The following is a 25,709-nucleotide window of genomic DNA, read 5'->3' as shown; positions in this document are numbered from 1 at the left end:
GGTTGCCCGATTTCATTTTTGTGGTCTCCCCACAGCCCGCAACTCACCCCGCCGCGGCCGTGGCCGCCGTCGTCTGGGTCGGCTTGCCCTCGTTCTTACCTTCCGCGAGGTTGCGCACCACCATGTAGAAGATCGGCGTGAAGATCAGGCCGAACAGTGTGACGCCGAGCATGCCGAAGAACACGGCGACGCCGACCGCCTGGCGCATCTCCGAGCCGGAACCGGTCGATACCACCAGCGGCAGCACGCCGAGGATGAAAGCGAGCGAGGTCATCAGGATCGGCCGCAGGCGGAGCCGGCAGGCCTCGATGACAGCCTCCAGCCGCGACCTGCCCTCGCTCTCGATGTCGCGCGCGAACTCGACGATCAGGATCGCGTTCTTGGCGGCAAGTCCCACCAGCACCACGAAGCCGATCTGGGTCAGGATGTTGACGTCCTGGCCCATGATGCGAACGCCGATGGTGGCCGCAAACAGGCACATCGGCACGATCAGGATCACCGCGAACGGCAGCGTCCAGCTGCCATATTGCGCCGCCAGCACCAGATAGACGAACAGCACACAGATCGGGAACACGTAAAGGCCGGCATTGCCACCTGTTACCTGTTGATAGGACAGATCGGTCCATTCGAAGGAAAAGCCGCTTGGCAATGTTTCGTCGGCCAGTCGCTTGATGGTGTTGAGCGCCGTCGCCGAGCTCACGCCCGGTGCCGGCTCACCCTGCAGCTCGGACGCCGGGTAGAGATTGTAGCGCGCGACACGATCCGGTCCCGAGATATCCTTGAAGTCCACGACGCTGCCGAGCATCACCATGTCGCCGGCCGCATTGCGGGTACGCAGCCGCGCGAGATCGGAGGTCTCCTTGCGGAATGGGAGGTCGGCCTGCGCGGTGACGTGATAGGTGCGGCCGAACAAATTGAAGTCATTGACGTAGGTCGAGCCGAAATAGGTCTGGATGGCGTCATTGACGTTGGCGATCGGCACGCCGAGCTTCTGCGCCTTGACGCGATCGATATCGACGAACAGCTGCGGCGTATTCGCCGTGAACGGCGAGAACACCGAGGTCAGGTTCGGCGACTTCCGCGCAGCGGCGACGAGCTCGTCGGTCGCGGCTGCCAGCAGCTCAGGGCCGCGGCCTTGCCGATCCTGGATACGGATGGTGAAGCCGCCGCCGGTGCCGATGCCTGGCACCGCGGGCGGCGGAATCACGATGATGAAAGCGCCCTGGATCACCGACAGCCGCTTGCGCAATTCGGCCGTGATGGCATTCGCCGTCAGCCCCCTCTTCAGGCGTGCCTCTGGCTCGTCGAACACCGGGAACAACGCTGCGGCGTTGCCGGCCTGCGTGCGTGTCGCGCCGGAAAACCCGGCAAAGGCCCCGACACGGACGATACCTGGCGTATCCAGCGCAATCCGCTCGATTTCGCGCACCACCGCAGTGGTCCGCACCAGCGACGCGGCGCCTGGCAATTGCGCCGAGATGATGAGGTAGCCGCGATCCTGGTCCGGAATGAAGCCCTGCGAGGTAGTGGCGAGCAGCCAGCCGGCGCCGCCGATCAGCGCGAGATAGATCGCGAGCATCACCACCGTGTGCCGGATCACGAAGTCGGCCACCGACGCGTAGCCGTGCGCCAAACGATCGAAGATGCTGTTGAACAGCGCGCTGAAGCTGTTCCAGCCGCGCGCGATGATGTTCCAGCGCGCCGGCCGACGTTTCTCCTCGTGCGGAGTAAGAATCTGCGAGGCCAGTGCCGGCGACAGCGTCAGCGAGCAGAAGCAGGAGATCGCGGTCGCAACCGCGATGGTGACGGCGAATTGCTGGAAGAACTGTCCGGAAATGCCGCCCAGGAAGGCAGTCGGCACGAACACCGCGCAGAGCACCAGCGCGATCGAGACCAGCGCGCCGCCCACCTCCTCCATGGTCTTGAGCGCCGCCTCGCGCCGGCTCATCCCGAGCTGGAGATGTCGCTCGACATTCTCGACAACCACGATGGCGTCGTCAACCACGATGCCAACCGCGAGAACCAGACCGAACAGCGTCAAATTATTGATCGAGAATCCAAGCGTGGCCATCACCGCGAAGGTGCCGACCAACGACACCGGGATCGCGATGATTGGGATGATCGCAGGCCGCCAGCCCTGCAGGAAGACCAGCACCACGATGACGACGAGCGCCATCGCCTCGTAGATCGTCTTGATCAGCTCATGGACCGATTGGGCGATGAAATCGGTGGGGTTGTAGCCGATGTTGTAGTCGAGCCCCTTCGGGAAGCTCGTCTTGAGCCGCGCCATCGTGTCCTTGATGCCTTGCGCGGTCGCAAGCGCGTTCGATCCGGGCCGTTGCGTCACCACCATTGCGACGGCCGACTTCCGTAGGATGAAGCTGCCAGTGGCGTAGGCCAGCGCGCCGAGCTCGACGCGGGCAATGTCGCGCAGCCGCACGGTACGGCCGTCGGAGCCGGCCTTCACCACAATGTCCTCGAACTGCCTGATATCTTTGAGGCGGCCAGTGAAAACGAGATTCGGCTGGAATGCGCGATCAGCAATCGGCGGCTCCGCGATCTGTCCGCCCGTGATCTGGAGGTTCTGCGCGCGGATCGCTGCTATCACCTCGCTCGATGTCAGACCGAGATTGGCGATCCGGTCGGGATCGAGCCACAACCGCATCGAGTAGTCGCGCGCGCCGAACATCTGGATGTCGCCGACGCCGTCGAGCCGCAAAAGCTGATCGCGGACCTGCAGCAACGTGTAGTTGGAGATGTAGAGCTGATCGAACGTGTCGTCAGGTGACAGCACGAACACGGCCATCAGGATGTCGGGCGAATTCTTGCGGGTGACGACGCCGTTGCGCTGAACCTCCTCCGGCAGCCGCGGCTGCGCGATCGCGACGCGGTTCTGCACCAGCACCTGGGCCTTGTCGAGGTCGGTACCGAGCTTGAAGGTGACGGTGATGGTGAGCTGGCCGTTCGAGGTCGCCTGGCTGTAGAGATACAGCATGTCCTCGACGCCGTTGATCTCCTGCTCGATCGGGGCGGCGACGGTGTCGGATACGGTCTGCGCCGAGGCGCCCGGATATTGCGTGGTGACGGTAACGGTCGGCGGCGCCACCTGCGGATATTCCGAGACCGGCAGCGTCTGGTAGGCGATCGCGCCGACGATCAAAAGCACGATCGACAGCACCATCGCCAGGATAGGCTGGTTGATGGAGAGCCTTCCGAGATTCATGGCTTGGCACCTGCTGGCTTGTCGCCTGCCCGCGCCTGCACCATTTTCGGCGTCACCTTGGCGCCGACGCGGGCACGCTGCAGCCCGTCGACGATGACGTGATCTTCCGCCTTGAGGCCCTCGCGAATCACACGCAGCCCTTCATCGAGCGGCCCGAGCACCACCGGCCTTGCCTCCACCGTGTTGTCGTCCTTGACCACGAACACGATCTTGCGCGACTGGTCCGTGGCTATAGCAGTGTCAGGGATCAGCAGCGCCTCGTAAGGCGCGGAGCCGATGATCCGGACGCGGCCGAACTGCCCGGGCAGGATCGAAAGATCCTTGTTTGGGATCACGGCGCGGCTGCGCAGCGTTGCGGTGGAGACGTCCAGTCGATTATCGAGGAAGTCCATCTTGCCTTCATGCGAGGGTTTTGTCTCGCCGGTCAGCGTCACCTGCACCGGGTTCGGGGTGTCGCGCGAGCTCGGACGCTTGCCTTCGAACCACAGCCGGCTGTTGCGCTGATAGGTCGCCTCGTCGACGTCGAAATAGATGTAGATCGGATCGAGCGACACGATCGAGGTGAGCAGCGTCGCACCGCCCTCGCTGCCCTGCACGAGGTTGCCGGGGGTCACCAGATGGCGACTGACGCGACCGGTGATCGGCGCCACCACATGGGTGAATTCGACATTGAGCTTTGCGGCCTTCAGCGCGCCTTCGGCCTGGGTCTCGGCAGCACGCGCCGCCTGCAGCGCCTGACGGCGCTGATCAACGACTTGTTCCGAGACCGCGCTGGTCTGCACGAGGGTCAGGCCGCGCTCGAGATCGCGCTTGGCAAGCTCTCCCTTGGCGCGTGCGTCGGCGAGCTGCCCCTCGGCCTGCAGCACGACCGCCTCGAACGGCCGCGGATCGATGATGTAAAGCAGATCGCCGGCGCGGACGATCGCACCATCCTTGAACTCTACGCTGTTGACGAAGCCGCCGACGCGGGCGCGGACCTGAACCTCCTGTATCGCCTCAAAGCGGCCGGTGAACTCGTCCCAGTCGGTGACGGTCCGTCTGACCGGTTGCGCCACCGTTACAGGCGGCGGAGGCGCTGCCGCCTGCGATTGGGCCTTCTCGTCGCAGCCAGCGAGCGCCAGCACGAATAGCATACAGATCGGTGCGTTGCATCGTGGAAGGCGACGAAGCCAACCGCGATCGACCCGGGTCGCGGGAGCCGGACGCTCCGTTCTGTCAGTCACACTCACTTCCGTCTCCTCAAGGACCTACAATGTCGTAATTGGATTGGACTGGGCGGCAGCACGGTTACCGTCGGCCGGTCTCGATACAGGCAGCAGCATTCGCACCGCTGTTCTGATGCTGAACTCGGACCTGATCTCAATAGCGCTGCCGCTCTTTTGGACAAATCGTTGAACCTGGCCGAGATCGAGACCCGAACCCGCCCAACCGGCTTCGTCGTGAAATTGGAGTCGAACGCTCGCGAGGCACTTCGTCCGCCATGTCGCTTCCGCTACCGCGACGATGATTTCTACCACTCCAGTCGACGCTCCCGGACGCGGCACATTGTTCTTCGCAGAGATCGCGACCTGCCGCCGTCTTGCAGCGCTGCGCTCGCATTGCGGCACGCGAAGTAGAACGTCCTCTGGATCAGCCACAAAATCGGAGAGATCTTGAACAATCTCGGTGTGACGTCAAACACGAGGACCGACGGCGCGCCGAAACCCCTCCGCTGCCGCGACTAGGTCTCGCCGGATCGTAGTGTAGTGTGTCCATGGCGTAACGATTTCGATTACGTCGTTGCTTTGCACATCGACCCCCTGCCTTTTCAGTCTTCCATCGTGTTCCGCGCGCCGATCGCGCAGCCGCAAGTTTCGGCACAACGATGCTTTGGAGAATGACCTTGCAACGCCGAAGAGGGAAATCACCTCTCGCCATGGAGTCGATAAACTGTCGTTATTGTCGCTCGCCACGCCGCGCGATGCCATAGCGAGGAATGCAGCTAACCAAATGGCACGCGAAGCCGATGTTTTACTCTGCAAACACTTCTAAGCCGTGTTCGGCCGCTGAATCGACAATCAATGCCGTCGCGGCTTGCACAACTGGTGCCGCGAAATTCCCGCAGTGAACCACGAGAGAAGCTCGTACATGGCGCACGAGAACGGCAAAACGCGCGCGGGGCACTCTGGGTATCCCATGACCTCCATGAATGACTCGAACGCATTTTCACAGTCTAGCGCCTCTTGACGAATTGGTCATTTTGCGTACCAAACAACTCAAAGATCATTCAGGAGACGACCACACCACGCCGTCAGGATCGGCCCTGCCCATGTCTCGCCGACGTTCTCCTTCCGCAAGTACGGACGTGTTGCGTCCGTCCGTGCGGAAATCAATCGGCAATGACAATCACTGAAGGCGCGAAGGCTGGTGTGATATCGTCTCCTCAAGCCTCAATAGTGTGAGAGTTGGAAAGCGATGCCCTCGCTCGCATCCTGTCCGACTGGGACTTCGGTTCGATGGAAGTCGATGCATTATTCATGAGCGGGAACACCATTAAGCCCACTGCGCGCGCGTTCACGGATTTCCTCATCCCGGAGCTTCGATACAGACTTCGCGGAGCATTCCTGGCGGTTATGGATACGATAGCTTTACCCGAATGGTCGCCGGATTTAGTTGCTGAACGCGCTGGCTGGAGCGGACGCCGCGCTGAGATCTCGCACGAGTCTAAGACTTATTTTGCGCTGCTGGCGTACACACTCGTCGAAACCGGTGGATGAATCGTACGAACGATCGGACCTAAATCATGACCAAGATCCGCGAAGTTGTCGTCGCAATCGACCCCACCAATCATGGCGCGCTGGTTGGCCGTGTCGGCGAATCTCAGTTTCCTATCGGCGGCCCAGATGGCGTCGGCCACATATCTTCTGGTCCCAATCCTTACGACCTTCTTAGCGCATCTCTCGCCGCATGCACCGCTATGAGCGTTCGTTTTCAGGCTCGGCGCCAGAAACTTCCGCTGGAGCGGGTAGAAGTGGGCGTCAGCTTCCACCACGGCGCCCAGGGCGGAAGAGATTCGTTCGAGCGCACCCTCGTGCTGGGGGGAGACCTCGACGCGCAGCAGCGCGCATTCTTGCTGGAAGCCGCAAACCTCTGTCCTGTTGGCAAAATTCTTGGCATTAGTGCGGATATTAATACACGCCTGGACGCTGCTACTTCCGGCCACAACGAAAGCCGTCAGGCCAGCTATGAGGATGATCTGGCTGAACTCCAGATTCTGTATATCGATCCGGATTGAGCGTCTCTCGTCCCGTCGATCACCGCATCGGGGCACCGCAGCCTATCATGCCCGCAGGGTCTCAAGTTCGGTAAACCCGTGACTCTGGATGCCCCGACGTCGTCGTCTAAGCGGGTCCTTCTTTCCGCCTCCACGGCTCTCAAATCGCCGTCGTGAGACGAGGAGGCCCTGTTGTCGGGCGGGAGCTCCGCTCATCAGGTGCGTTGATCGTCGCGGTTTCCCATCAGTCTAAGCACGAGAGCCGCTCCACTGAGCGAATGAATGGCTTATCGTGCCCAGCCTCGTCGACAAAAGCCCTCGGCATCACTACGGTTTGACGCAGTTGCGATCGCTTTCCGAAAACGGTCAGGAGTCTGTCGGCGTCGCTCGAGAAGTCACTCTCGATTACCCTCCCCTCCCCGGGATCGATGATGACAAACCATGGCAGACCGGACGTTCGGTAATTCACCAATAGCGGCTCGCCAGACACCACATCGACATAGAGTCCTGCCCCTTTGTTGTCCCAGCATTCGTTCTGAAACGGGTCGCTCCGTGCCGCCTTGACTTTGGAAATACCCCATTCGCCGCCCCAATAGAGCCCCCGTCAGCTGCGCGTCGCCCGCCAGGTGCCGCTGCAGCGGTCGCCGGTGATTATGCCGCTCCAGCGACCGGAACCGAAATTGCCGACCAGCCGTCCGCCGCCGCTGGCGCGCGAGGCTCCGACCGAAACCGACACGGCCACACTGCCGCCTCGCCTCACCGAACCGGAGACGCGGCCGCCGCCGGCCGAGGAGACCCGGTTGCCGGCTACGGTGAAGGGGACGCTGTATCCAGAACTGCAGTGGCCGCGCGTGGTGGCAAAGATCGTGGTCCAGATCCCGTCATACGGGCCTGCGACCCTGCGGGCCGCGCTGGCCGAATCGGGAATGGCGACGGCCGCAAGGGCCGCAGCCACAAAAAGCGATTTGGAGGCGCAAAGCGAGACAGAAGCGAAAAGCGTGATGCGGGACTGTTCCGCCGTCAGCTGCGACATTGCCTCGGGATTTTTGTTATATGTCTTCATCTTCCGGCCTCCTTTGCAGACAAGCAAAAATAGGACGGCGAAACTCCATGGTCCAATGACCGGTGGCTATGAAATCGATGCCATTGACGCGGCACGCACGGCGAGAACCACTGGCTTTGGCGGGCCGTCGATTAGAATGATTTCGTCCTCGATGTGCTTGTTCAAAGCGGTCGCAATACCAAGGCTGCAAAGCGGCTGATGAGCAAGTTACGAAGACGCCGTGTGAATGCATGCAACTCGGCAAACTGCTCGGGCGTCATGCTGTCGACAACGCAGGCCACGAACACGATGACAGCTCATCGAGCGACTCATCTATCGACCGTTCCAGGACATCTCGGATTACACCGCCGGCCATCTAGCGCTCCTGGAACAACTCCTTGCTACAACCGTCGCAGCTGTGCCTTCGAGGCCATGCGTTGCCCGATCCCAGGCGGTATAGGTTAAAACTGACAATGTCTGTACCGGCCAATTCTCGCGCAAACAGACTGTTGCGTCGTCCATCGTCGGATCGGCGAACGCTCACGCCATATCGCCATCCCTCGTAGATCCCTTCGCTATAGCCCTCAGGGAGTGCTGCTGACGCCGCCTCGAAATCATCACTCTCCATCCACTAACGCTCCCTTGCGACGTGAGAAGAAGATGTTTGTACCGCACCGTTGATTTTTGCGCGCCGCGTCGAATGGCATCGATTCCATAATCGAAGGTCATTGGACGATCGAGTTTTCGCCGTCCTATTTTCGCCCGTCTGCAAAGGAATTCGGAAGATGACAACATACCACACACATGGAGGCGGACGATGAAGGCGATCGTCGTGACGGACCAGGCTGCGGGAACGGCCGGGATGGCGCTGGCGGAGCGGCCCGTGCCGCAGGCAGCGATCAACGACTTCGTCGTTCAGGTTCATGCATCGGGATTCGTTGGGACTGAATTGGCGTGGCCCTCGACCTGGACCGACCGCCTCAACCGTGACCGCACACCGTCTATCCCCGGGCACGAGCTGGCCGGAGTGGTGACCGCTCTCGGCTATGGCACGACGGGTCTGTCGGTGGGACAGCGGGTGCTCGGCCTCACGGACTGGACTCGCGATGGCACCCTGGCGGAGTATGTGGCCGTCGAGGCACGCAACCTCGCGCCGCTGCCGGGGGACGTCGACTTCACGGTGGGCGCGAGCCTGCCGATCTCGGGCCTGACCGCGTGGCAGGGACTGTTCGAGCACGGCCGCCTTCAGGCGGGGCAGAGCGTCCTCGCGCACGGCGCGGCCGGCGCAGTCGGGTCGATGGTGACGCAACTCGCACGATTGGCCGGCGCCTACGTCATCGGCACCGGACGTGCCGCCGATCGTCAGAAGGCGCTTGACTTCGGCGCGCAGGAATTCGTCGACCTCGAGAACGACGTCCTCGAAGACGTCGGCGGAGTCGATCTGGTGTTCGATGTCATCGGCGGCGACATCGGCAAGCGTTCCGCGCGCCTGATTCGAGCTGGAGGAACACTGGTGTCCATCGTCGGGCCGACCGAGGTGCGGCCCGCCGACGGCCTGGTGGTGGACTTCGTTGTCGAGTCCGATCGTAGCCAACTGACTGAGATCGTCCAGCGGGTGCGGGACGGACGGCTGCGGACGAACATCGGCAACATCGCGACCCTCGACGATGCCGTCGCCGCCTTCAACCAGACCAAGCGGATCAACGGGAAGACGATCATCCGCGTTCGCCCGTGAACGACACGCGCCTTCGATGCATGCGGCCGGCTGCGTCTTATCAGACGCGCCAGGGACAACCATGGAAAACTACCCATGGCCTCTGGCATGAGTTGTCGAACGGGCTCCATCCCCGCAGCATTTCCAGCAACGAGAGCGAAAGCACGCTCGTACCTCAACCTATCAGTTCACTCATCACCATGACTAACGGAATCGCCATGACCAACGCCGTCATCGAATGTATCCTGAGCCGCACCGCCACCAAGTATTACGACCCTGCCGCCACCTTGAGCGACGACCAAATCCGCGAGCTGGTGCGAATCGGAACCACCGCGCCGACATCCTTCCACTTGCAGAACTGGCGCTTCATCGCCGTACGCACGCCTGAAGCCAAGGCTCGGCTGAGTCCGATCGCCTGGAATCAGCCTGCGATCACCGAAGCAGCCGTTACCTTCATCGTCTGCGGCCAGTTGGCCGATTCCAGCGTAGTACCGGAGCGCCTGGCACCAGTGATTGAAGCGGGCATCATGCCGGCAAAGCTCATACCGGATTGGGAAATCCCCGCACGCGATCTGTACAAGGATTACCCGCAGCGCCAGCGTGACGAGGCAGTACGCACCGGCACCTTCGGCGCGGCGGCGATGATCTATGTGGCCCGTTCATGGGGCTTGGGTTCGACGCCGATGATCGGTTTCGATGACGAAGCGGTGCACCGCGAGTTCGGACTAGCCGAGGACGAAGTACCGGTCATGCTGTTGTCAATTGGGGCGGAGCGACCAGGAAACTGGCCGCAGAAGCCGCGCCGTCCGGTGGCCGATGTGCTGGATCTCGTATAATTTTGTTTGCAAGACCAATAACTTGCGGAGGAACTTACGATGCCAAGATGTGCGGCTCTGAAGCCGGAACAGGTGCCGGCCGATTCGAAACCGACCCTCGATATGTTCACCAAGAACATCGGGTTCACCCCAAATATGATGGCGACTTTCGCAGCAAGCCCCATCGCGTTCAACGCATGGGCCGCCCTGCTCGGCTCTTTGAGCAAGGCGCTCGATGTGAAGACGCGTGACAGCATCGGCCTCGCTGTCTCCGAAGTGAATGGCTGCAACTACTGCCTGACGGTTCACAGCTTCACGGCCGATCATATGGCCAAGCTGCCGGCCAATGAAATCATACTCGCCCGGAAGGGCCATGCCAGCGACCCGAAGCGGGACGCAGCAATCCAGTTTGCGCGCAAAGTCGCCGAGACGCGCGGCAAGATCAGTGACGCCGATCTAAAAGCCGTCCGCGATGCCGGCTACACGGATGCGAACGTCATAGAAATCGTCGCGCTGGTGGCGATGTACTCCCTGACGAACTTTTTCAATAACGTGTTCGATCCCGTGAAGGACTTTCCTGCCGTTGCGCCGGCTGGCTCGATCTGAACTCTATCCGATCGCATCGACCATCTCTGATGGTGCTCGGAGCTCTTAAGTGATGCGAGCGTAACGCTGGAGCCCGGATGCACGCAGGAAAGATTCTTGGAAACGCGTCCGAGCTTTTGATATGCGCCGGCAAGGTTTTCTACCAAAGCCAAGGGTGACAAGCTGCCGATTGTCATCATGACGGCCGGCCTGACACTTACGATGGCATCGAACCCATAGCCACAGGTCATTGGACCATGGAATTTCGCCGTCCTATTTTTCGCTTGGCGGCGAAGGAGGTCGAAAGATGAAGGCATACAACAAAAGTCCCGAGGCAGTGTCGCAGCTAACGCCAGAACAGTACCGGGTCACGCAGCAAGACGGCACGGAGCAACCATTTCAGAACGAATACTGGGACAACAAAGAACCGGGACTCTACGTCGATGTGGTGTCGGGCGAGCCACTATTCGCATCCGTTGATAAATTCGACAGTGGCACCGGTTGGCCGAGCTTCAGAAGGCCCCTGGAACCGGCGAACGTCGTCGAGAAAGTCGACCGGTCCTACGGAACGATCCGCACCGAGGTTCGCTCCAAGCACGGCGACAGTCATCTAGGCCATCTGTTTCCTGGTGGACCTCGGGACGAGGGAGGTCTGCGTTACTGCATAAACTCCGCGTCTCTGCGCTTCATTCATCGTGATCAGCTTGAGAGCGCGGGATATGGCGAATACCTCACACTTTTTACTCAGGAAGCCTAGCGATAGCTACAAAACTGAACACGCAATTCCTACCGGAAGGACGCTTCTGGGGAATGCAGAAACTGACAAGGCGCTGTCCAGGCGTCATGTAGACCAGAGTCTTCTGTTCCAGTGGCGCCCTGCCGAATGCGGCATATCGCAATCGTGAAACCCACGCTGAGGCGATCGAGATCATCTTCACCCCTACCAGACGACCTATCAGGATCTGCTCGGGTTTTTCTTCCAGATCCATGACCGCTCCAATCGAACGGTTCGAGCCCGTATTGTATCGGCTCGAACTCATAGCATGGAAAGGAATGAGAAATGGCAGTCGCGACATGGAACGGAACAGTGCTAGCGGAATCGGAGAAGACCGTTGTCGTCGAAGGCAACCACTACTTCCCACCCGAGTCCGTCAATACGCAATATCTCAAGCCGAGCGCGACGACCAGCCGGTGTCCGTGGAAGGGCCTTGCAAACTACTATTCGCTAATCGTCGACGGTAAAATCAATGAAGACGCAGCATGGTATTACGCCAAGCCCTCCGGCGCAGCAGCGGCCATCAAAGGCTACATCGCATTCTGGAAAGGTGTGGATGTTAGGTAATCGGCCGACCGTCATCATCACCCGACTTTCCGCCCAAATATGATGTATTCAGCCAGCATGAATGGACAGCAATTGGACGATCGGCTGTTCAGCAGCGAATGAGTCCGAACAGGCCGAATAGCCCGTCCGCATCCTGCCAAGTCTCGGCAACCCTCCATCCGCCAGAGGCGGCAAGCCGCTCGAAGCTCTCCGCAGTATATTTTCGGGAGCTCTCAGTGTGGATGGTTTCCGACGTTCTGAAATGGAACGTGTGCCCACAGAGTGTAACGCGCTGATCGCATAAACTGACCAGGTGCATCTCTACGGCCTTCTCGATCTCGTTCCAGCGCGCCACGTGCTTGAACTGCTCTAAACGGAAGTCGCCGCCCAGTTCGGTGTTGATCCGCTCAAGGAGGTTGAGGTTAAAAGCGGCAGTCACACCCGCGCTGTCGTCGTACGCTCGCAGAAGCGAATCTACGCTTTTCTGGAGATCGACACCGATGATGGCGCGTCCGTCGTCGCCCAGATGTCGCCCCATCTGCGTAAGCAAGGTCTTCGCCTCGATCGTATTCAAATTCCCCATCGTCGAGCCCGGGAAAAATCCAGTCCTGCCGCCGCCGGAGCCATCAAACGGAACCTCAAATACATCCAGGAAATTGCGCTCGATGGGGCGGACCCAGAGCGCAGGGAAGCGCGAAGCGATCCTCTTCGACGTTTCTGCAAGGAAGGCATCGGCGATATCGATCGGAACGTAGCCTCGCGGGTCACGCAGCCCTGCCAGCACAAGCTCCGTCTTAACGCCGGCCCCCGCACCATACTCGATGAGAATCGTGCCAGACTCTACAAAATCGGCGATGTCACTCTGCCGCTCTCGCAAGATCGACGTTTCGGCTCGAGTCAGATAGTACTCATCCTGCCTCGTTATCTCTTCAAAAAGGGCAGATCCACGCTCGTCGTATAACCAACGGCTCGGCAGTGTCTTCACATCAGCGGATAGTCCGCCGACGACGTCTCGGGCAAATGCATTTTTAACAAGGTCGATGCTGTTATTTACGTGAAGCATAATTTCCGCTTTCGGTGACACGGCGGATAACGGCCGCGGTAAACTCGCGGCCGATATCATCACCCGTGGATTCTTGCCTGGCGCAGCGAGTATGTTATTTGACGGGCGTCGTCAGCGGGTTGTCATTGGTGTCGAGGACGAAGACAGCGAGCAGCTTTGCCGGCTCGGTCTTGCTCGCGTTGCGGCTGATCGAATGGGTCGCGCCCGGCGGTTCCGACCAGTTCTCGCCTGCCCGATAGATGCGCGTCTCGCCGTCGTTCACCTTCGACTCGATCGCGCCCGAGATCACGTAGGCGTAGATGAACGCCGACTTCGCATGGGTGTGGGACGGAGAGGCCGCGCCCGGCGCGTAATCGACCTCCAGGGCGAGCAGCGACTTCCCAGGGATATTGGGAATGGCCGCCTCGAAGTTCTTGGTGACGGTTTGCGCTTCGCTATCGTAGATGGGGCCGGCCATCGAGAAGGCGAAGGCGACGCAGGTGGCGGCGATAATGGTTCGGATCTTCATGGGCTTTCTCCTTCTGCCTATAGGTTGGTCTTCGTTCTTCATTGTTTCCTCTCGGCCTTGCCGGCCTGCTGATTACGGACACCGAGCAGGTCAGTCTCTCGGGATGAAGTCGACATGGGGCCCCGGCTCGATAATGAACACCGCGAGCGTGGCGAGAACGCAGGCGACCGCGGCGACAGCCATCGCCAAGTGGAATCCCGAGAACAGCTGAGGACCGTCCTGTTGCAGGACGCCGCCGAGCAGGGCGATGGCGAAGAGCGACCCGGCGCGCGAGACCGCGCTGTTGACGCCAGACGCGGTTCCGGCGCGATCGGACTCGACTGAGGTGAGGACGAGGGTCGTCAACGGCGCGATCGCCAGGCTCATGCCTAGCGCCAGCAACAGGATGCTGGGGAAGATGTCCGCCCAATAAGTCGCGCTCGAATCGACACGGAGTGCCAAGGTGCATGCCAAGCCGACGACGGCGCCGCCGACGAACAATGGCAAGCGCCGGCCGAACCGGCGGCAGAGCATGCCGGCGAACGGCGAGACGACCATAATCAGCACTTGCAGGGGAATGAAAGCCAGGCCCGCGACCAGCGTCGGCAGGTGCACGCCCCGGATCATCACGAACGGGATCAAGGTTAGCATGACCGTGAACGCTCCATAGAGGAGCGCGGTGAACAGGTTCGCGCCGACGATCGACCGCGAGGCGAAGAGTGACGGGGGCAGCATGGCGTTGTCGCCTAATCGCCGTTCGGTCACGATGAGGCAGGCTAAGCTGCCCAGACCGACGATCAGGGTGACGAGCACCCAAACGTTCAGACCGGAACCGTTGGTCAGGCTGGTCAACCCCGCACCCAGCCCGCCGAGCCCAATTATCGAAAGGACCGCGCCACCGACGTCGACCCGGGCGTGGCTGGTCGGGGAGTCCTTGGGTATCCACACGGCGCCGACGGCCAGCGCGCCGGCGACGACGGGCAGGAGCATGAGAAAGGTTGTCCGCCAGGACCCGTGATCGAGGATCGCGCCGGCGATCGCGGGCGCGACGCCGCTGGCGACAGCCGCGGCGGCGGACCAGATGCCGACCGCACGGGCTTTCTTGTCGGCGGGAAAGGCCTGCCCGAGCACGGAAAGGCCGTTGGGCAGGATCACGGCCTCGCCCACGCCTTGCAGGAAGCGGCCGACGATGAGCGGCGCGAAACTCGGCGCGAAACCAATCGCCGCCGCGCCCAGGCCGTAGAGAGCTATCCCCCCGAGGAAGATACGCTTCTGTCCGAACCGGTCACCCAGAGCGCCGGCGACCAAGGTGAGGGCCGCCAGCGGCAGGAGTTCGGCGTTCATCACCCACTGCAGTTCGGGCGGCGACAGGCGCATGTCTCGGCCAATAGCCGCAAGCGCGACCGTGACGACGGCGCTGCTGACGAACACGAGGCAGCTGCCTAGGCTCGACGCGGCGAGCACCTTGGTGTTGCCCTGCGCGCCGACGGCCTTAGGCTCGGAGAGCGCCAGGCCGCTGTCGGTCAGGATCAGGGACGCGCTGTTCACGACCTGCCCGATTCGAACAGCGCGAGCGGCGTGCCGCTCGGGCCGTCGGGGTCGTAGATTGCGGGAATCTTGCCGTTGGGGTTGAGCGCGAGGAAGGCCGAGTCGTGGCTTTCGTCCGCCAAGATGTCGATCCGGTGCGGCTCGTACTCGAGGCTCGTTTCCGCGAGCATGATGCCGACCTTCACCCCATTGGGCGTCGGGGCGGAAAAGAGTTGCAGCCGATCAGGGTACTGCGCCGGCCAGCGCGTGAAAATCGGATGATCGAGCGTCACTTTCTTGCTCCTAGACGAGCCGGCCGAGCTGCATGGACATGGCCGAATCCTCCTCCCGGATGCGCGCCGAGCTGGCCCGCAGGCGAAGCCAAAAACAGGAAACGATACGGCCGCGGTACACGCTTGTTCGCGGCTTCGACGACCTCGGTTCCGCGGTGATTTTTGTGTCGACGTTAATGACCCACGAGACCAGCCAGATTGCAAATGCGACGCTCGAGACGATCGCCACGATCCAAAAGGCGACGTAGACCCACGAAGAGAACAGAACCGCTCGCCCTCCCAAGTTCATTACGGACGAACGCGGATGATCGTCTTCCCGCTGCTCCGCTTGGTCGGATTGAAAGCAGCGACGGCATCGTCGAGGGTCGCGATGTTGCCGATGTTCGTCCGCAGTCGTCCGTCCCGCACCCGCTGGATGATCTCACCCAGTTGGGCGCGATCGGACACGAGAACAAAGTCGATCGCCAGGCCGTCGGCGGGCCGCGCCTCGGTCGGCCCGGCGATGGTCACCAGTGTTCCTCCAGCTCGAATCAGGCGCGCGGAACGCTTCCCGATGTCGCCGCCGATGACATCGAACACCAGATCGACTCCGCCGACGTCTTCGAGGACGTCGTTCTCGAGGTCGACGAATTCCTGCGCGCCGAAGTCGAGTGCCTTCTGACGATCGGCGGCACGTCCGGTGCCGATGACGTAGGCGCCGGCCAATCGTGCGAGTTGCGTCACCATCGACCCGACTGCGCCGGCCGCACCGTGCACGAGCGCGTTCTGCCCTGCCTGAAGGCGACCGTGCACGAACAGTCCCTGCCATGCGGTCAGGCCCGGCATCGCCACGCTCGCACCCACCGTGAAGTCGACGTCCCCCGGCAGCGGCGCGAGGTTGCGTGCCTCGACGGCCACATACTCCGCCAGGGTGCCGCCGCGGTACGAGTCCGAGAGGCCGAACACTCGCTGTCCCACTGACAGCCCCGTCGTGCCGTAGCCGAGGGCGGTGACCACTCCGGCCAGCTCCTGCCCGGGAATCGATGGTGTTCGGTCACGGCCGAGGCGATCGGTCCAGGTCGAGGGCCACGTCAGCTCACCCGAGGTGAATCCCGACGCATGAACCTGAACGACGACGTCGTTGATCGCCGCCTGCGGCTCGGACCGCTCCACGAGCGTCATCCCTGCCGTTCCCGCAGCCTGGTCCGTTACGACGATGGCCTTCATACGAAATTGCCTCCTCGGTTACTTGTCTCTTTGCTGGGTATGTTCCAGCGACAAAGGCCCGTTCGACATCTCATGCCGCGGCCATGGGTAGCTTCCGAAAGCGAAAGTGGAAGAGCGCTTTGCCCTTGGAGCATCATAGTAAAGAGTCGACGGTCCATCGATTCGAGCCGGCGAGACCCAGAAATAGGGCGCAGCACATCGCAGCGAATACAGAGTAGTCGAATGGCGACTTGATCCCAAACGAGATGGCCATGGCTGAACCGAATAGGAAGAGCAGGCCCGCGCTGCCGAAAGCCGCCCACCGCAGCGCGAGTCCGAGTACCAGCGTAACGCCAAATAGGAGTTCCAGCACCGTCGCGGCTGTGCCGAGAAAGGGTATCATCCATGCTGGTGCGAATGCATTTACCTTGGCCGTGTAGCCCAAAAATCGCTCGAATGTTCCCCAGGAAACTCCGCCCTCGCCCGGATTGCCGTAGAACCCGAGCCGGTCGCTAACCGACAACAGGAACGAGACCCCCAGCGCCGCGCGGCTTCCCAGCGAAAGAAGATCGAGGGCAAGAGAAGCTCGTTGCTCCGCAGATTGCAGCTTGAGGATGGGTTGGCCACGCGAAGTGCGCAGGACGCTGCGAAGCGTTTCGGTTGTTGCCATCATGGCGCAATCCTACGGGTGGGTTGGCGCAGGAATCTTGGGGATCGGTACTGTGAGCGCGCCGTTGCCGACATTGTCGGCAGTGACGGGCCAATCACAAACAATCCTGCCAGGGCGACGCCCAAGACAGCGACGATCCTCATGGCACTGTTCCCTGTCTGGGTGAACCGGTAGCGTTCTTGACGATTTCATTTGTCCAGCAGCGGATAGAACTGGGTCCAGACGTCGTCTTTCTTAGCGCTCGCCATGTGACAGAACGCGCATTCCGACTTTGGCTGCAGCTTGGCTGTCGGTGCCTTCGGCTCGTGGTGATTGAAGTTGTAGTAACCCCAGCCTCCGGTGTCGGCGTAGCGCTTGCTATCCTTGACCGTAACGTCCGCGCCATTCAGCTTTCCGGGGAAGAAGCCTCGCCCGGAGGCCTCGGTGCGCGATCCGTCCGGGTTCTGGGCTGGGAGCGTCAGCTGTAGTTCCTTGAAGAAGATCGTCCCCTCTGGGAACTCACCTGTCTTCTTGTAGATCTCGTATGAGCCTGGTTCGATGTAGACGTTGTGAAATTCAGGAAAATTGGCCTTCCCGCCGTTGAGCGCGTTGGGAGTGAGCGGTGAGCCGACGAACACCCACTCATTGAAATTCTTCGGCAGGATCAAGTCGCCCGACGCGGTATATTCGGGGAGATAGCGCTTCCTCGTCGGTGCGCTGCCGTTGTTGGATTCAGACTGCGCGAATACAGCCGTTATAGCAACCGCGCTGAAAACCGCTCCAGCGATCAGTAGGGTAAGGCGCCTACCTTTTTTCTCCATTACCATACCTTTTTTTCTCCACGCCAGTGAGTGATATGTCGAGGTTGCCCTGGGCGTTACTCGATGAAATCTGCGACATTGGTACCCTTTGATCGCAGCGCGGGACGAGATTTTCCAATAGCCGACATGAATAGTTTCCATAGCAGCGGGGAATACTGCTGCGACGGTCCCCTCTGCCATTCGTAGATCAAGGCAAGCGTGCAGGCCGCGACGGCACCACGCCGCGCGGCGAGGCGATAACGATCGTCTATCGACTTCATGGCTAGAGGTGATTTCCCTCGCAGGGGTTCAACCGCCACGGTGTGAGACCGCTGTCAGAAGCGCCTACAACCCAAAATGAGACTGCAAATGACCACTCCTACAAACTGGGGACGCCGGGCTTGTCGCCACGAGGCGCAGCCGTTTGTAGAACCTTGCGGCCGCGGTGTTATCGATGCCGAAGCCTGCCCGCGAGAGCTCGGGCGGGAAGCGCCGCCTCGCCGCCGGGGCATGGTGCTCGCCGCCTGTGTGCTCGCGTCCTCGATGGCGTTTATCGATGCGACAGCGCTGCCCGTTGTGCTGCCGAGATTGCGCGCCGACTTCGGTGCGGACCTCGCCTCCGTTCAATGGGTTCTCAATGGGTATATGCTGGCGCTCGCCTCGCTCACATTGATCGGCGGCGCGCTCGCGGATGTTTATGGCAAGGCGCGCATGCTCGCGCTCGGCTGTGTCCTGTTCGGTTTAGCATCCGCGGCTTGCGCGATGGCGCCTTCGTCCGGTTGGCTGATCGCTGCCCGCATCGTGCAAGGAGCGGCCGCGGCGATCGTCACCCCTGCCAGCCTCGCCCTGATCGGGGCCACGTATCCGCGCGCGGAGCGGAACCGGGCGATCGGCATATGGGCCGCGGCATCGGCGCTCACCACCGCCGGAGGCCCTGTCTTGGGCGGCTGGCTGACCGAGACCTTCGGCTGGCCATCGGTGTTCTGGATCAACCCGCCGATCGCCGTCGTCGCGGTAGGAGCTCTGCTGATCTTCGCGCCCAAAGATGGCCGCATGCAGCGCAGATTCGACGTGATTGGCGCCGCGATCCTGGCTTCCGCGCTCGGCGCGCTCGCCTGGGCGCTCAGCCAGGTCGGCCCCGGTGAAGCTCAGGCCACGGCGGACGCTCCAGCCCAGCCGGGCACGGTGCTCGCGATCGTCGCCGGGCTCGGCATTGTCGGGCTCGCCGCCTATGCGTTCTGGGAGCGCACAAGCAAACACCCGATGACGCCGCCTCGCCTGGTGGAGAACCGCGCCTTCGTCGGGCTGAACGTCGCGACACTGATGATCTATGGGGCGGTTTCGATCATGTTCTTCCTGCTCCCCTTTGACCTCATCGACCGCCGCGGCTTGCCAGCGACCGATGCCGGGTTGGCATTCTTGCCCTTCGCGCTTAGCATCGGGCTCCTGTCGGGCTTGTTCGGCGGATTGGCGGACAAGATTGGGGCGCGGACCATGCTCATCGCGGGGCCTGCTGGTGCGGCGCTTGCTTATATCTGGATGGCGCTCGGCCAAAAAGAATCCTTGATGCTCGGCGTGATCGTACCCATGACGCTGCTGGGCCTGTCCTTCGCCGTGCTCGTGGCACCGCTCACCGCGTCCGTCATGTCAAGCGTTGACCAGACAGACGAAGGGCTCGCCTCCGGCATCAACAATGCGGCGAGCAGGATTGCGCAGCTTGCCGGCGTGGCACTGGCCGCCGGTGTCGCGTCTTTCGGGTCTGGCTTCGAAGTCGGTCTCGCCGTAGCCGCCGTAACCTCGATCGGCGGCGCCGTTACAGCCTCAATGACCCCGACGTCGGCCGCGGCGAAAGCGGTCGGCTCAGGAGGGGCTTAGACGCGCAACGGTCATGAGGCGATGCGCGAGCTTTCCGGCGCTAACTAATGCCGTTCCACAACTTCTATGGAACCGAGGTCAGACGTGCACCCCGCGGCGACGCGCACGCGTATCAGGTTGAGGGCGCTGGCCATGCTCTGCAATCTATTATTAAAGTCGTGAGCAATCCCGCTCGCGAGTAGGTCGATCATATGCGTGTCGTTGTCTCGCCGAAGCGTCTCATGGAAACTCATGCAATTCGCGCCTCCAGCCTCGAGTCCGCTTCGCTTCGCAGCGCGACCAATGACCTCTCGCAACTCGCTCACTATCGGCGTTCCCTAAACTTGCCTTCCGTGTTGAAGGCCTCGGCCAACTGCGCACCGCGCCCGCTTCTCACGAGTAGTCACCGCCGCTCTGCTGAGTGAGGTTGCCGAGGTAGTCGCGCTTCCCGATCTTCGCTCCGAGGTGCCGAAGAATCGCGTGCGCAATCGAGATGTGGAAAAAGAAGTCGGGCAGCACCAGGTGCCGGATGTAGTCGTCGCCGCCGAACCACCCGCGCTCGATAGGCGGCGTCAGCTCGTATGTGTGGGACTGCGCGCCGGCGATCTCGTCCGGCTGCACGTTTTGCAGGAAACCGCGCGTCTCAAGGAGCCGCCCCTTCAATGCCAGGTACATCATCGGCATGTTACGGGGAGCTGGCCGGTCGCGCTGCATCAACTTCGCAATGTGCGCGTCCACCTTGTTGCAGCTTACGGAGAACTGTTCTCCGAAAGTCAGCATGTCGGGCGCGAGCCGCTCGCGAAGGATCCTCCCAGGCTCAAACCCCTTGGTCCGCTCGAGCGCTTGCGCGTAGTCGAGATAGTCGTCCATCACGTTCAGTCCATGCACCATGACAGGGACCGTGATGTCGTAGACCGAGAAGGACACACCGACCTCCATGCGCTCGTTTGTACTTTGAACGTCGGTCGCACCGGAAAGGTCGATAACCGAAACGAATGGTCACAATGAGCCCTTCAATCTTCCGGCTGCCCGCATCGGCTCGCGGGATTCGCCACTGGATCTCCGGAAAGCCGTCGCGAGAGTAGCGCCCACGCTTGCGGCCGCCTACTGACGCAGGACGGGATATCCGTTCACGTAAATCCAGTCCGTGCTCTGGGCGGGCACGTGGCAACCCTGGCAATCGGAATGGTAGTCCGTCGAGGTGGTCTTGAGCGGCTTGTCCACGTCGAACCACGACCATCCCCACCCGTCGCCCCACAACGGGTTGCCGGGGTGCGTTCCCTTGCTGTCTTTCACCATGATGAACCAGCCCTTGAGCTTGTCGGCGTGACTTACCGTGCCGGTGGTCAACTCGTTCGTCGAGGTCTCGAAGACCTCTTTCACCAGGACGGCGCCGTCCGGGAAGTGCCCCGTCTTCCGGTAGGCGTCGATCGCCCCCGGGGATACGTAGACGGTGTGCATTTCCTTCGAGCCTTGGCCGCTGTCGGCGGCAATCGCCCAGGTGCCGAGCGCTTGGTATAGGGTTCGGTAGTCTTCCGGCACGCGCAGGTGTCCGGCGGCGTCCACCACCTTCGCTGCCGGATTGACGGGAGCCGCTCCTTTCATCTGCGCGAGCGCCGCTACAGTGCCGGCGACCAGCGAAGCGGCAACGGCCATGCCGACAGTCCTCGAGAATTTCATGGGGGTCTCCTTAGCTGCCCGCGCGCGGCACGGCGGCGGCTCGGCGCAACGGTTTCGATCGCTGTCGATGCGGCCGCGTGTGCTTGGCCGACCCAGCGGACGCGAGGATCAGTCGCAGCCGACGAAATTAGAAATTCCGTTTGGACATGCTTTCGATAGGCGTGGGGTATGGTCATCCAGAAGCGCTGTGCGCGCCGGCGTCCTGTCCGTCTGCGATAAGCCGTCGAGGAGCGCTGTACGGGCGGCGTAGGAGGATGTGAAAGGGCACTTCGCGATCACTCTTTTCCCGTCGCGTCGCAACGCTTCGAAGACGCCATGGGCCGGCCGCGATCCGTACCCCTGGCCCGACAGCTCTTGCGGCACGCGAGCGCACCGTCGCCGAGGGGCGTTTCAAACCGGCTCATTGCCGATTGTCCCGGATGTCGCTTTCCACCTTCTGCCTCCCACCCTCATCAGCGGCGGCCGAGCCTTGCAGGCCCGCCTTCGATGGTCTGCGGGCCACAGCCCAGGCAAACGGCACGAGCCGTATGTCTGGACGAACGGCGACGGATTGTGGATTCGCGGCTCGATGCGCGGACTTACCCTTCCGCCGCGGCGACGCGGGCCCACGGCTGCTGGAGGATGGCGTCTTGCTGACGCCCGCTAGGCGAGTCGCTATTTCAACGTAGCAAGATAGGCAACGAGGTCCGCCCTATCCGTCACGTCCTTCAGGCCAGGATAGGGCATCCTGTTTCCGGGGACGGCCTTCTGGGGCGATTCCAGATACGCATTAAGCCACTTGTCATCCCAGACGATGCCGGAATTCTTCATCGCGTTACTGTAGCGAAAGCCGGGAACTGTACCCGCCTTCCGACCGACAATTCCTTCCAGCCCCGGACCGACCCGATTGGCGTGATCCGTGGCGTGGCACGCCGCACAGGCCTTGAAGACGCTCTTCCCATGCTCCGCATCCTGTGCGTAGCCGGGACTCCCGACTAAGCCCGGCATGAGCACTGCGATAAACGCCCCGACTTTTCCCGCGTTCTTCATTGCTAAACTCCATTTTGTGTGCGGGGTTAGAGGTGGCGCGGCCGTTCGATGTAATGGTTGAGGTCGTCGCCGAGCCTGAGCGCGAGCGCCCCCAACGGTCCCGTCGGGTTGTAACCGGCATTGAAGGGATAGACGGAAGCACCGACGACGAAGAGGTTCTCCGCATCCCAATGTTGCAGATGGGGAGAGACAACACTGGTGCCGGGGTCGCTTCCCATGATCGTACCACCGGTGACATGGGTGGTCTGATAGACTTGGCTATCGTAGGGTCCCTTGCGGGGCGCCGTCGGCGGCGCGATGTCCGCGCCTGTCGCTTTGGCGATCTCGTCGATCTTCTTCGAGAGATATACAGACATCTTCCGCTCATTCTCGCGAACGTCGAATGTCATGCGCAGAAGCGGCTGCCCGAAGGCATCAACATAGGTCGGGTCTAGATCGACATAATTCTCCCGATGCGGATACCAACTACCATGCGCGGATATGCTAAAATTATGCGCGTACCAGTCGGCGTTGGCCTTCTTCCACGCTGAGCCCCATTTCGGCGTGCCGGGCGGGACGGCTCGGCTCGTAATCGGCCGTCCGTTAGTCACATTGGCGTAGATGTATCCGCCGCCAAGGAACCCGAGATTGCTGTGGTCGAAATTGTCACCGTTGAACTCGTCGATCACGGTCTGTGACGCACCCGAAGCAAGGAACGGGTTGATCCAGCGGTCCTTGAAGAAGACACGCGTGCCGGACATTGTTTGGTGGCAGAAATTCTTGCCGACGACCCCGTGACCAGTCTTCGGATCGTAAGGCGTCCCAATCCCTGCCATCAGCAGAAACTTGGTATTCGACATCGTGAAAGAAGAAAGTACGACGACGTCGGCGGGCTGTTCGTACTCCTCGCCGGTTATGCGATCGATGTAGCGAACGCCTCTCACGCGCTTTGCCTTACGATCATAAAGAATATCGAGAACATGCGTTTGCAGACGCAGTTCGAAGCTCTTGCGCCTTCTCAGCATCGGATAGAGCAGGACCTCGGGGCTCGCCTTGGCGTTGGCTTCGCAGATGAAGCGCTCGCAATGGCCGCAGAACTGGCATTGACCAAGCTGCATGCCATCGGGGTTGGTGTAGGCCTCCGGCGAATTTGCCGCTGGCATCGGAAAAGGTTTGTAGCCTAGCTTTTTGGTTGCCTCGCTGAAGATCGCGCCTGCTTCCGTGATAGGCAGAGGTTTTTGCGGAAACTCGTTCTGCCGCGGTGCCTCGAACGGATTTCCGCCCTCCTGCACCTTGCCACGTAGATTTCCTGCCTTACCGGCAATGCCGAACAGCTTTTCGAACTGATCGTGATAGGACTCCATCTCGGCATAGGTGACGCCCCAGTCCTGGATCGCCATTTCAACTGGAATGGCCTTCCTTCCATACCGGTTCTCAAGGTGGGTGCGCAAAACGGGGTCAGATTCGCTCCAGCGCCAAGTCTGCCCGTTCCAGTGATTGGCCGCGCCGCCCATCCCTTCGCCCGGTTTGAAGGCCTCGAGGCGCCGTATCGGCAGCGCCGTTCCGCCAGTGTCATGGCGTAGCGTGTAGGTCTGGACGGACCAATCCTGAAAGAGATCACCATGGACGTCCCAGCGCAGTTCGTCGCGCTGCGATGGCAGGCTTGTTGCGGCGGTATGGGTGCGGTCGATTCCACGTTCAAGGACGACGACATCGACGCCCTTTGCTGTCAGCTGGCGAGCAGCCAGCGCCGCCGTAAATCCTCCGCCAACGAAAACGACCGTGCGATGTTTCAAGCGTGTAGCCATGATACCCTCTTAGGCGAAGTCGGCGATGGATTTCGGATCGGCCGCACCAGGGAAGGGCTTGCCACGGAAATCGATCATGTCTTGCGCGTGAACCGCGGGGAGACCTGGATAGCCAATCGCCTTCCAGAACACCTTGCCGACATTGCCGCCGTAGATCGGGTCGGCGAAACAGGCCTCGACGAACAAGGGGTAGACGAGTTTGTTAAACCACGAGCCGAGTGGTACGCGCTCATCCGTCACCTTGCCGCCGGAAAGCTCTTGAAGAAATTTGTCCGCGCCGCTCTCGTCCATTTCACTGAAACGCTTGCCGTACTGTTTTTGGCAGGCCGTATCCGCGGCGGCGAGGCCCGCCTTGAAGAACTGTTCGGGCGTGAGCGGCAACTGGTAGCCGAGCTCGGGTGTGCCTTCCTGCCAGGGGCCGCGCATGTAAAGCCGTGCGCCCTCGCCGAAACCGCCGGCGAGCTGTCGGTCGATATAGACCGCAAGCCCGCAATCGACCCCGTTCGGCGTCAGCGCGTCAGCCGGACACATCACGTTAACCATTGTTTCGACGAAACCTGCTTCGTCGGGGCCGAAAGACAGATAGCCGGGCACGGGCGACGGCAACTTGGCGGCGATAGTACTCGCGGAAGCATCCACGGATCGGGAGGAGGCCGGTTCGGATGCTTCCGCGAGAGCCGCGGTTGCCGCGGTGGTTCCTATCAGAACACCCGGAGCCAGCGAAGCAGCGCCCGTGACAGCGGCAACGCCGAGAAGGCCTCGACGGCTCGGATGGAAGGTCTTGTCGCTTGGATCATGGGTCATCGGAGTTGCAGTCCACTTTTTTTGATCGCGGCATAATTGCGTGATCATCCATGTGCGAGGCGCCCCCTCTGTGTGGCGGAAACTCGAGTCGCCTCATCCGGAGCTCAGTCTGTCTGACGCGCGTTCGCGGTCGGGCCGGCTTGAGCCGCTCCGCTGATCTGCGCGAGCGCAGCCACGGTGATGGCGACCAGCGAGACGGCGACAGCCAAGCCGACAGTCCTCGGTAATTTCATGGGGGGTCTCCTTTGCTGCCCGCGCGCGGCACGGCGGCTCGCCACAATAGTTTTGATCCTTGTCGAGGCGACCGCGTGTGCTCAGCCGGCCCAGTGGACCTCAGGATCGGACGCAGCCGACGAAATTAGAAATTCCCTTTGGACATGCATTCGATAGGCATGGGGTATCGTCGTCCAAAAGCGTTGTACGCGTGTGGGACCCGTCGGTCCGCGGTCAGCCGTCGAGGAGCGCGCCGTACTCAGGGTGCCGGGCCGCGTACATGAAGGGCACTTCGCGATCACTCTTTATCCCGTCGCGTCGCAACGCTTCGAAGACGCCATGGGCCAGCCGCGATCCGTACCCCTGGCCCGACAGCTCTTGCGGT

At 61.5% G+C, this 25,709-nt stretch carries 25 protein-coding genes and 3 pseudogenes; 11 read left to right on the top strand and 17 right to left on the bottom strand.

Translation table 11 applies throughout. The features are described 5' to 3' along the window. Positions 1-43: 43 nt before the first annotated feature. Both V1278_RS09040 and V1278_RS09035 read right to left on the bottom strand, forming a co-directional pair. Positions 44-3,223 (bottom strand): efflux RND transporter permease subunit, encoded by a 3,180-nt coding sequence (locus V1278_RS09040; RefSeq protein ID WP_334380382.1) that lies wholly within the window; start codon positions 3,221-3,223, stop codon positions 44-46. After that, positions 3,220-4,362 (bottom strand): efflux RND transporter periplasmic adaptor subunit, encoded by a 1,143-nt coding sequence (locus tag V1278_RS09035; RefSeq protein WP_442894642.1) that lies wholly within the window; start codon positions 4,360-4,362, stop codon positions 3,220-3,222. The genes V1278_RS09040 and V1278_RS09035 overlap by 4 nt, the downstream gene beginning before the upstream one ends. 1,305 nt (positions 4,363-5,667) lie before the next feature. Between V1278_RS09035 and V1278_RS09030 the strand changes: the two genes are divergently transcribed. Further along, a complete protein-coding gene (locus tag V1278_RS09030) occupies positions 5,668-5,979 on the top strand; it encodes a hypothetical protein (RefSeq protein ID WP_334380381.1) in 312 nt (103 codons plus the stop codon). 26 nt (positions 5,980-6,005) lie between these two features. Then, positions 6,006-6,497 (top strand): OsmC family protein, encoded by a 492-nt coding sequence (locus V1278_RS09025; protein WP_334380380.1) that lies wholly within the window; start codon positions 6,006-6,008, stop codon positions 6,495-6,497. Positions 6,498-7,080: 583 nt separating this feature from the next. Here V1278_RS09025 and V1278_RS09020 read toward each other — a convergent pair. Then, positions 7,081-7,539, bottom strand: coding sequence for a hypothetical protein (locus tag V1278_RS09020; RefSeq protein WP_334380379.1), 459 nt, complete (start codon positions 7,537-7,539; stop codon positions 7,081-7,083). A gap of 99 nt (positions 7,540-7,638) precedes the next feature. Here V1278_RS09020 and V1278_RS09015 point away from each other — a divergent pair. From V1278_RS09015 to V1278_RS08985, 7 genes and pseudogenes are all read left to right on the top strand, one after another. Beyond that, positions 7,639-7,750: pseudogene (locus tag V1278_RS09015) on the top strand (DDE-type integrase/transposase/recombinase); the annotation flags it as partial. A gap of 585 nt (positions 7,751-8,335) precedes the next feature. Further along, positions 8,336-9,253 (top strand): NADP-dependent oxidoreductase, encoded by a 918-nt coding sequence (locus V1278_RS09010; RefSeq protein ID WP_334380378.1) that lies wholly within the window; start codon positions 8,336-8,338, stop codon positions 9,251-9,253. A 197-nt stretch (positions 9,254-9,450) separates the two neighbouring features. Beyond that, complete coding sequence (locus V1278_RS09005; RefSeq protein WP_334380377.1) at positions 9,451-10,068, top strand: nitroreductase family protein; 618 nt, start codon at positions 9,451-9,453, stop codon at positions 10,066-10,068. Between the two features lie 39 nt (positions 10,069-10,107). Further along, positions 10,108-10,653 carry a carboxymuconolactone decarboxylase family protein gene (locus V1278_RS09000; protein ID WP_247831835.1) on the top strand — a complete coding sequence of 182 codons (546 nt, stop codon included), beginning with the start codon at positions 10,108-10,110 and terminating at the stop codon, positions 10,651-10,653. Between the two features lie 286 nt (positions 10,654-10,939). Then, the gene (gene msrB, locus V1278_RS08995; RefSeq protein WP_334380376.1) at positions 10,940-11,389 is read left to right on the top strand and encodes a peptide-methionine (R)-S-oxide reductase MsrB; all 450 of its coding nucleotides are present in this window, start codon (positions 10,940-10,942) and stop codon (positions 11,387-11,389) included. 53 nt (positions 11,390-11,442) lie between these two features. Beyond that, positions 11,443-11,636: pseudogene (locus V1278_RS08990) on the top strand (peptide-methionine (S)-S-oxide reductase); the annotation flags it as partial. Between the two features lie 56 nt (positions 11,637-11,692). Further along, complete coding sequence (locus tag V1278_RS08985; RefSeq protein WP_334380375.1) at positions 11,693-11,974, top strand: DUF427 domain-containing protein; 282 nt, start codon at positions 11,693-11,695, stop codon at positions 11,972-11,974. 88 nt (positions 11,975-12,062) lie between these two features. On the opposite strand, the gene egtD is transcribed toward V1278_RS08985, so the two are convergent. The 4 genes and pseudogenes from egtD to V1278_RS08965 all read right to left on the bottom strand — a co-directional run. Further along, entirely contained in the window at positions 12,063-13,016 is a 954-nt protein-coding gene (egtD, locus tag V1278_RS08980; RefSeq protein ID WP_334380374.1) for an L-histidine N(alpha)-methyltransferase, read from the bottom strand. Positions 13,017-13,110: 94 nt separating this feature from the next. Next, positions 13,111-13,524: a cupin domain-containing protein gene (locus V1278_RS08975; protein ID WP_334380373.1), complete on the bottom strand. Its 414-nt coding sequence runs from the start codon at positions 13,522-13,524 to the stop codon at positions 13,111-13,113. A 90-nt stretch (positions 13,525-13,614) separates the two neighbouring features. Next, positions 13,615-15,051 (bottom strand): MFS transporter, encoded by a 1,437-nt coding sequence (locus V1278_RS08970; protein ID WP_334380372.1) that lies wholly within the window; start codon positions 15,049-15,051, stop codon positions 13,615-13,617. Positions 15,052-15,056: 5 nt separating this feature from the next. Beyond that, positions 15,057-15,323: pseudogene (locus V1278_RS08965) on the bottom strand (glutathione S-transferase N-terminal domain-containing protein); the annotation flags it as partial. A 32-nt stretch (positions 15,324-15,355) separates the two neighbouring features. Between V1278_RS08965 and V1278_RS08960 the strand changes: the two are divergent. After that, positions 15,356-15,571, top strand: coding sequence for a hypothetical protein (locus V1278_RS08960; protein ID WP_334380371.1), 216 nt, complete (start codon positions 15,356-15,358; stop codon positions 15,569-15,571). A 40-nt stretch (positions 15,572-15,611) separates the two neighbouring features. On the opposite strand, the gene V1278_RS08955 is transcribed toward V1278_RS08960, so the two are convergent. The 3 genes from V1278_RS08955 to V1278_RS08945 all read right to left on the bottom strand — a co-directional run bounded on the left by V1278_RS08955 (position 15,612) and on the right by V1278_RS08945 (position 17,984). Continuing rightward, the gene (locus V1278_RS08955; RefSeq protein WP_334380370.1) at positions 15,612-16,529 is read right to left on the bottom strand and encodes an NADP-dependent oxidoreductase; all 918 of its coding nucleotides are present in this window, start codon (positions 16,527-16,529) and stop codon (positions 15,612-15,614) included. 133 nt (positions 16,530-16,662) lie between these two features. Beyond that, a complete protein-coding gene (locus V1278_RS08950) occupies positions 16,663-17,181 on the bottom strand; it encodes a hypothetical protein (protein ID WP_334380369.1) in 519 nt (172 codons plus the stop codon). A gap of 185 nt (positions 17,182-17,366) precedes the next feature. Then, on the bottom strand, positions 17,367-17,984 hold the full coding sequence (locus tag V1278_RS08945) for a cytochrome P460 family protein (protein ID WP_247831842.1): 618 nt from the start codon (positions 17,982-17,984) through the stop codon (positions 17,367-17,369). Positions 17,985-18,326: 342 nt separating this feature from the next. Between V1278_RS08945 and V1278_RS08940 the strand changes: the two genes are divergently transcribed. Further along, positions 18,327-19,832 (top strand): MFS transporter, encoded by a 1,506-nt coding sequence (locus tag V1278_RS08940; protein ID WP_334380368.1) that lies wholly within the window; start codon positions 18,327-18,329, stop codon positions 19,830-19,832. Positions 19,833-20,204: 372 nt separating this feature from the next. Here the strand turns inward: V1278_RS08940 and V1278_RS08935 are convergent, their stop codons facing one another. The 7 genes from V1278_RS08935 to V1278_RS08910 form a co-directional block, all read right to left on the bottom strand. Then, positions 20,205-20,750, bottom strand: a complete 546-nt coding sequence (locus V1278_RS08935) for a DUF1993 domain-containing protein (protein WP_334380367.1) — start codon at positions 20,748-20,750, stop codon at positions 20,205-20,207. 165 nt (positions 20,751-20,915) lie between these two features. Further along, positions 20,916-21,491: a cytochrome P460 family protein gene (locus V1278_RS08930; protein WP_334380366.1), complete on the bottom strand. Its 576-nt coding sequence runs from the start codon at positions 21,489-21,491 to the stop codon at positions 20,916-20,918. A gap of 108 nt (positions 21,492-21,599) precedes the next feature. Then, a complete protein-coding gene (locus tag V1278_RS36860) occupies positions 21,600-21,854 on the bottom strand; it encodes a GNAT family N-acetyltransferase (protein WP_442894621.1) in 255 nt (84 codons plus the stop codon). Positions 21,855-22,145: 291 nt separating this feature from the next. Then, the gene (locus tag V1278_RS08925; protein WP_334380365.1) at positions 22,146-22,520 is read right to left on the bottom strand and encodes a cytochrome c family protein; all 375 of its coding nucleotides are present in this window, start codon (positions 22,518-22,520) and stop codon (positions 22,146-22,148) included. Between the two features lie 26 nt (positions 22,521-22,546). Continuing rightward, positions 22,547-24,013 carry a GMC family oxidoreductase gene (locus tag V1278_RS08920; protein WP_334380364.1) on the bottom strand — a complete coding sequence of 489 codons (1,467 nt, stop codon included), beginning with the start codon at positions 24,011-24,013 and terminating at the stop codon, positions 22,547-22,549. 303 nt (positions 24,014-24,316) lie between these two features. Beyond that, the gene (locus V1278_RS08915) at positions 24,317-25,111 is read right to left on the bottom strand and encodes a gluconate 2-dehydrogenase subunit 3 family protein (RefSeq protein ID WP_334380363.1); all 795 of its coding nucleotides are present in this window, start codon (positions 25,109-25,111) and stop codon (positions 24,317-24,319) included. A 104-nt stretch (positions 25,112-25,215) separates the two neighbouring features. Next, complete coding sequence (locus V1278_RS08910; protein WP_334380362.1) at positions 25,216-25,344, bottom strand: hypothetical protein; 129 nt, start codon at positions 25,342-25,344, stop codon at positions 25,216-25,218. Between the last annotated feature and the right edge of the window lie 365 nt (positions 25,345-25,709).

The sequence above is a fragment of the Bradyrhizobium sp. AZCC 1577 genome (genome assembly GCF_036924575.1).
GTDB lineage: Bacteria > Pseudomonadota > Alphaproteobacteria > Rhizobiales > Xanthobacteraceae > Bradyrhizobium.
The sequence above is the reverse complement of the archived record's forward strand: the minus strand, read 5'-3'. Positions and strand labels throughout refer to the sequence as shown.

Bases quoted from the DNA above. Each gene is read 5' to 3' on its own strand.
- V1278_RS09040 (WP_334380382.1), bottom strand. From the start codon at position 3,223: ATGAATCTCGGAAGGCTCTCCATCAACCAGCCTATCCTGGCGATGGTG.
- V1278_RS09025 (WP_334380380.1), top strand. From the start codon at position 6,006: ATGACCAAGATCCGCGAAGTTGTCGTCGCAATCGACCCCACCAATCAT.
- V1278_RS09020 (WP_334380379.1), bottom strand. From the start codon at position 7,539: ATGAAGACATATAACAAAAATCCCGAGGCAATGTCGCAGCTGACGGCG.
- V1278_RS09010 (WP_334380378.1), top strand. From the start codon at position 8,336: ATGAAGGCGATCGTCGTGACGGACCAGGCTGCGGGAACGGCCGGGATG.
- V1278_RS09005 (WP_334380377.1), top strand. From the start codon at position 9,451: ATGACCAACGCCGTCATCGAATGTATCCTGAGCCGCACCGCCACCAAG.
- V1278_RS09000 (WP_247831835.1), top strand. From the start codon at position 10,108: ATGCCAAGATGTGCGGCTCTGAAGCCGGAACAGGTGCCGGCCGATTCG.
- msrB (WP_334380376.1), top strand. From the start codon at position 10,940: ATGAAGGCATACAACAAAAGTCCCGAGGCAGTGTCGCAGCTAACGCCA.
- V1278_RS08985 (WP_334380375.1), top strand. From the start codon at position 11,693: ATGGCAGTCGCGACATGGAACGGAACAGTGCTAGCGGAATCGGAGAAG.
- egtD (WP_334380374.1), bottom strand. From the start codon at position 13,016: ATGCTTCACGTAAATAACAGCATCGACCTTGTTAAAAATGCATTTGCC.
- V1278_RS08975 (WP_334380373.1), bottom strand. From the start codon at position 13,524: ATGAAGATCCGAACCATTATCGCCGCCACCTGCGTCGCCTTCGCCTTC.
- V1278_RS08960 (WP_334380371.1), top strand. From the start codon at position 15,356: ATGGACATGGCCGAATCCTCCTCCCGGATGCGCGCCGAGCTGGCCCGC.
- V1278_RS08955 (WP_334380370.1), bottom strand. From the start codon at position 16,529: ATGAAGGCCATCGTCGTAACGGACCAGGCTGCGGGAACGGCAGGGATG.
- V1278_RS08950 (WP_334380369.1), bottom strand. From the start codon at position 17,181: ATGATGGCAACAACCGAAACGCTTCGCAGCGTCCTGCGCACTTCGCGT.
- V1278_RS08945 (WP_247831842.1), bottom strand. From the start codon at position 17,984: ATGGTAATGGAGAAAAAAGGTAGGCGCCTTACCCTACTGATCGCTGGA.
- V1278_RS08940 (WP_334380368.1), top strand. From the start codon at position 18,327: ATGACCACTCCTACAAACTGGGGACGCCGGGCTTGTCGCCACGAGGCG.
- V1278_RS08935 (WP_334380367.1), bottom strand. From the start codon at position 20,750: ATGGAGGTCGGTGTGTCCTTCTCGGTCTACGACATCACGGTCCCTGTC.
- V1278_RS08930 (WP_334380366.1), bottom strand. From the start codon at position 21,491: ATGAAATTCTCGAGGACTGTCGGCATGGCCGTTGCCGCTTCGCTGGTC.
- V1278_RS08925 (WP_334380365.1), bottom strand. From the start codon at position 22,520: ATGAAGAACGCGGGAAAAGTCGGGGCGTTTATCGCAGTGCTCATGCCG.
- V1278_RS08920 (WP_334380364.1), bottom strand. From the start codon at position 24,013: ATGGGCGGCGCGGCCAATCACTGGAACGGGCAGACTTGGCGCTGGAGC.
- V1278_RS08915 (WP_334380363.1), bottom strand. From the start codon at position 25,111: ATGACCCATGATCCAAGCGACAAGACCTTCCATCCGAGCCGTCGAGGC.
- V1278_RS08910 (WP_334380362.1), bottom strand. From the start codon at position 25,344: ATGAAATTACCGAGGACTGTCGGCTTGGCTGTCGCCGTCTCGCTGGTC.